The following is a 4214-nucleotide window of genomic DNA, read 5'->3' on the forward strand; positions in this document are numbered from 1 at the left end:
CGAAGACGCCGGTGACGACGACGGCATTCTCGAGCGGGGCGGTCGTCGGGCTGGGTGAGGTGGTTGCGGGCTCCATGCACCTCAGGTGCGCGAACCCCGCCGAACCGGACCGAGCGGTCGGCCGTTCGGCCCGAGACAGGCCGAGACTGGGGTGCAAACTGTGTAATAAGTGTGATCGGGCCACGTTCCTTCTCCTCTATGAGGATCCAGAAACGTGGCCTGACCTGCGGTGATGGTGGAGGTGAGGGGACTCGAACCCCTGACCCTCTGTTGTGGTCGGAAGGATCCGTTCGTCTCGGAAAAACTCGCCCCTACTCGGCCACACACCCCTCTGACCTGCGACAACACTCTGGATCGTGCTCGTTGACGTCACCACGATACCTCGCGGTCTCGGAGCATTTCGCCCCGAATCTGGTCATCTGCGACTCCAAAGTGCTGCTTTTCTGCTGCCTTGCGATGGCCAAAGATCCGTCCTGGCCCCGCGTCCTCGAAGTGACGGAAGTGCCGATGCTCTCGGTGTGCCGGCGGACGACCCCACCAACACTGGCCGCCTTGTCGGACGCCTTCGGTGAGAGGATCGAGATCAACGCTGAATCTGCATGACTACGGCCTTGGGCTCGGTGAAGAACTCGCGGCTGAAGTTGCCGCCCTCTCGTCCGACGCCGGAGTCTCCGACACCGCCAAAGGGCGTGCGAAGGTCCCGGATGAAGAAGCAGTTGACCCACACGGTTCCGGCCCGGAGCTGGGATGCCACCCGGTGCGCCCGCGAGAGGTTCTCGGTGAAGAGCATGGCGTTCAACCCGTAGCGGGTGTCATTGGCGAGGCTGACGACCTCCTCCTCTGACTCGAACCGGTTGACGACACACACCGGTCCGAAAATCTCGTCACAGTACGCCGACGCGGTGAGCGGCAGATCGGTGACGATGGTGGGTCGGATCAGCCAGCGGCCCTCATCATCGACTCCCCCGGTGAGGATCTTCCCTCCGTCGAGGCCGACGCCGTCGACGTAGGACGACACCTTTTCGAAGTGCTTCTTGCTGGCGAGGCTGGAGAACCGGGTCTTCGGGTCGAAGGGGTCGCCGATGGTCAGCGCCTCGGCGGCTGCCACGAAGCGGTCCATGAACTCGTCGTACACGGAGGAGGCGACGAAGAGTCGTGAGCCTGCCAGGCAGATCTGCCCGGAGTTGCGGAAGATCGCTTCGACGGCCCAGTGCACGGCGTTGTCGAGATCGGCGTCCTCGAAGACGATGTTGGCGCCCTTCCCTCCGAGCTCCAAGGAGACCGGCGCGAGGTGGCTGGAGGCGGAGGCCATCACGGTCTTGCCCGTGGTCGAGGAGCCGGTGAAGGTCACCCGGTCCACCCGGTCGTCGGCCGTCAGTGAGGAGCCGGCGGGTGAGCCATGGCCGTTGAGGACATTGAGGACGCCGGGTGGAAAGCCTGCTTCGATCGCGAGCCGGCCCAGCAGGGTGACCGACGCAGGGGTGTCCTCGGATGGCTTGATGATGCAGGTGTTGCCCCAGGCGATGGCAGGGGCGATCTTCCAGGTGGCCATCATCAGTGGGAAGTTCCATGGGCTGATGGCGGCGACGACTCCGGCCGGTCCGTACTCGCTGTAGGAGTGGTGCCCAGAGTCCATCGGGAAGACCTCGCCGCAGTGGTCGCGCTGGTGGTCAGCGAAGAAGCGGAAGTTCCAGATTGAGCGGGCGACGTCGTGCTGTGCCTGGGCGAATGGCTTCGCCATGTTGGTGGTGTCCAGCGTCGCCAAGTCATCTGCGCGCTCCTCCATCAGGTCGGCGAGGCGGTGGATCGCTGCCGCCCTCGCGGCGCGCCCCATACGCGGCCACGGGCCCTCGTCAAAGGCGCGGCGCGAGCTCGCGACGGCGAGGGCGGCGTCTTCCGGCCCGCCCTCGGCAGCCGTGGCCCACACCTCCTGGGTCCAGGGGTTCCACACCTCGAACGTGGCACCGTCGACCGAGGGGACTTCTTCGCCGTCGATGATGTGGCCGAAGAACTGCATGTCGCTCACGTGGTGCCCTCTTCGCGCGTCGTTCTCTCGGCGATGGTCACGTCACCAGCGGCCCAGTGCGTTGGGGGGACTTCCCTGATGACCACTCGGATGTTCCCCACAGGCGCATCGACCGCGTCGGAGACGGCCTGGCTGATTCCACTGATCAGGGCCCGCAACTGTTCGGGACTGCGGCCCTCCACCAGCGTCACTTCGATGAATGGCATGACCTCAGTCCTTCCCGCCGTTGAGGAACACCGAACCCAGATGGGTGAAGTGCATCGCAATAGAGGCGCCAGGAGGCGCGAACACTGCGTCGGTCATCCCGCCGGTCAGGACGATCCAGCCCGCCTCGATGGCGTGGCCGCGCCGGGCCAGGTCATTGGCCGCAAGCGCCAGCGCCTCGCCAGGATGGCCCTGTACGGCGGCGCCGGTGGCGGAGTCGACGACCACGCCGTTGACCTCGACCAGCACCGCTTCGAGGCTCAGATCGAGTTGGGTCGGGGGCACTCCGATCGGGCCCGTGACGAACGCACCGGATGACGCGTTGTCGGCCGCCACGTCTCCGGCTGTGAACCGGAAGGCCTTGTAGCGGCTGTCGATGATCTCCGCGCCGCCCCAGACCGACTCGACCGCGGCCATGGCCATGGCACAGCTGACCCCGGGGCCTTCGAGCTTCTTGCCCATCACGAACACGATCTCCGGCTCGGCCCGCGGGTGGATCAGCTTCGACTGGGGCACCGGATCGCCGACCGGAAGGATCATCGCGTCGGTCAGCCAGGCGACGAACGGGAAGTCCACGCCCATGCGCACCTGCTTCGCTCGGCTGGTCAGCCCGAGCTTGACTCCCACCAGCTGTTCGCCTCGCTCGAGCCGCTTGCGCAGGTTGAGGTCCTGGATCTTGTAGCCGGTGTCGAGGTCCAACTCGGGCCACTCGTCGGTGAAGGGGGGTCGCTCGATCTGCCCGTCCTCGCATCGGAGCAGTTCGGCAGCGACCGACTCGATGTCCCAGCCGCCCTTCGGTGCCGTAGCCGCGCCCACGGTCGCCATCAGCGCGCCCCCGCAGCAGCCAGGTCGCCGACCGATCGTGCCTCGGCGAGTTGGAGGGCGATGTCAATGATCATGTCCTCCTGGCCGCCGACGTAGCCGTACTCGCCGACCTTCTGCAGGATCTCGTGAGCAGGCACGCCGTAGCGTTCTGCGGCCCGCTCGGCGTGCAGCAGGAACGATGAGTAGACCCCGGCGTACCCCTGGGTGATCGAGGACCGGTCCATCCACGGCAGGCGCGGGATGAAGGGGCGCACCACCTCCTCGGCTGCCGAGAGCACCTCACCGAGATCGATGCCGGTGCGGATGCCCATCCGCTCGAAAGTGGCCGCAAGCACCTCGGTCGGAGAGTTCCCTGCGCCTGCTCCGAGAGCACACAACGCCCCGTCGATCTGTTTCGCGCCGGCTTGGTAGGCCAGCACGGAGTTGGCAACGCCGAGGCTGAGGTTTTGGTGGCCGTGGAACCCCACCTGCGCGCCGTCGCGACCGACTTCATCGATGACGGCCTGCACCCGCTCCTGAGCATCTGAGAGCACCAACGCACCGGCGGAGTCGACGACGTACACGCACTGAGCACCCGCGTCGACCATGGTCCGGGCGTTGCGAGCCAGCACCTCCGGCGTGGTGCTGTGTGAGAGCATCAGGAACCCGACGGTCTCCATACCCAACGCCCGGGCCTCGTCGAAGTGCTGGATCGACACGTCGGCCTCGGTGCAGTGCGTCGCAATCCTGGCCACCGACGCGCCTACAGCCTGGGCACGTTTGAGGTGCTTGACCGTCGCCAGTCCGGGCAGCATCAGGATGGCGACCTTCGCCCGGGTCGCCTCGTCCACTGCGGCTGCAATGAGATCGAACTCATCCACCTTGCTGAACCCGTAGTTGAAACTCGATCCACCAAGTCCGTCACCGTGGCTCACCTCGATCACCTGGACGCCGGCGCGGTCCAGCGCGGAGACCACGCCGCGCACCTGTTCCTCGGTGAACTGGTGGCTCATCGCGTGGGAGCCGTCTCGCAGCGTGGAGTCGGTGATGCGCAGGTCGCATTCACCGCCGGCCACCGACTGGTTCTCGAGGACCTCGGTCTCGGTCACTTCTCGACCCACGACAGGGACGTCCTCAGGTCGGATCGTCATGTCACCCATGGATTCAGACCCCTGCTTCT

4 protein-coding genes are annotated in these 4214 nt (G+C 66.1%); all 4 read right to left on the reverse strand.

The annotated features are described in order from the left end of the window. Positions 1-583: 583 nt before the first annotated feature. Genes RMO85_RS19065 through dmpG form a run of 4 tightly spaced genes read right to left on the reverse strand, consistent with a single transcriptional unit; the run spans position 584 to position 4194 of the window. A complete protein-coding gene (locus RMO85_RS19065; RefSeq protein WP_310530295.1) occupies positions 584-2017 on the reverse strand; it encodes an aldehyde dehydrogenase in 1434 nt (477 codons plus the stop codon). A 5-nt stretch (positions 2018-2022) separates the two neighbouring features. Beyond that, on the reverse strand, positions 2023-2232 hold the full coding sequence (locus tag RMO85_RS19070) for a 2-hydroxymuconate tautomerase (protein WP_310530292.1): 210 nt from the start codon (positions 2230-2232) through the stop codon (positions 2023-2025). 4 nt (positions 2233-2236) lie between these two features. After that, complete coding sequence (locus RMO85_RS19075) at positions 2237-3055, reverse strand: fumarylacetoacetate hydrolase family protein (protein WP_310530293.1); 819 nt, start codon at positions 3053-3055, stop codon at positions 2237-2239. Further along, positions 3055-4194: a 4-hydroxy-2-oxovalerate aldolase gene (dmpG, locus tag RMO85_RS19080; protein WP_397204368.1), complete on the reverse strand. Its 1140-nt coding sequence runs from the start codon at positions 4192-4194 to the stop codon at positions 3055-3057. Before dmpG ends, RMO85_RS19075 begins: the two co-directional genes overlap by 1 nt. Positions 4195-4214: the final 20 nt, after the last annotated feature.

Source organism: Nocardioides sp. (assembly GCF_031422975.1).
Taxonomy (GTDB): domain Bacteria; phylum Actinomycetota; class Actinomycetes; order Propionibacteriales; family Nocardioidaceae; genus Nocardioides.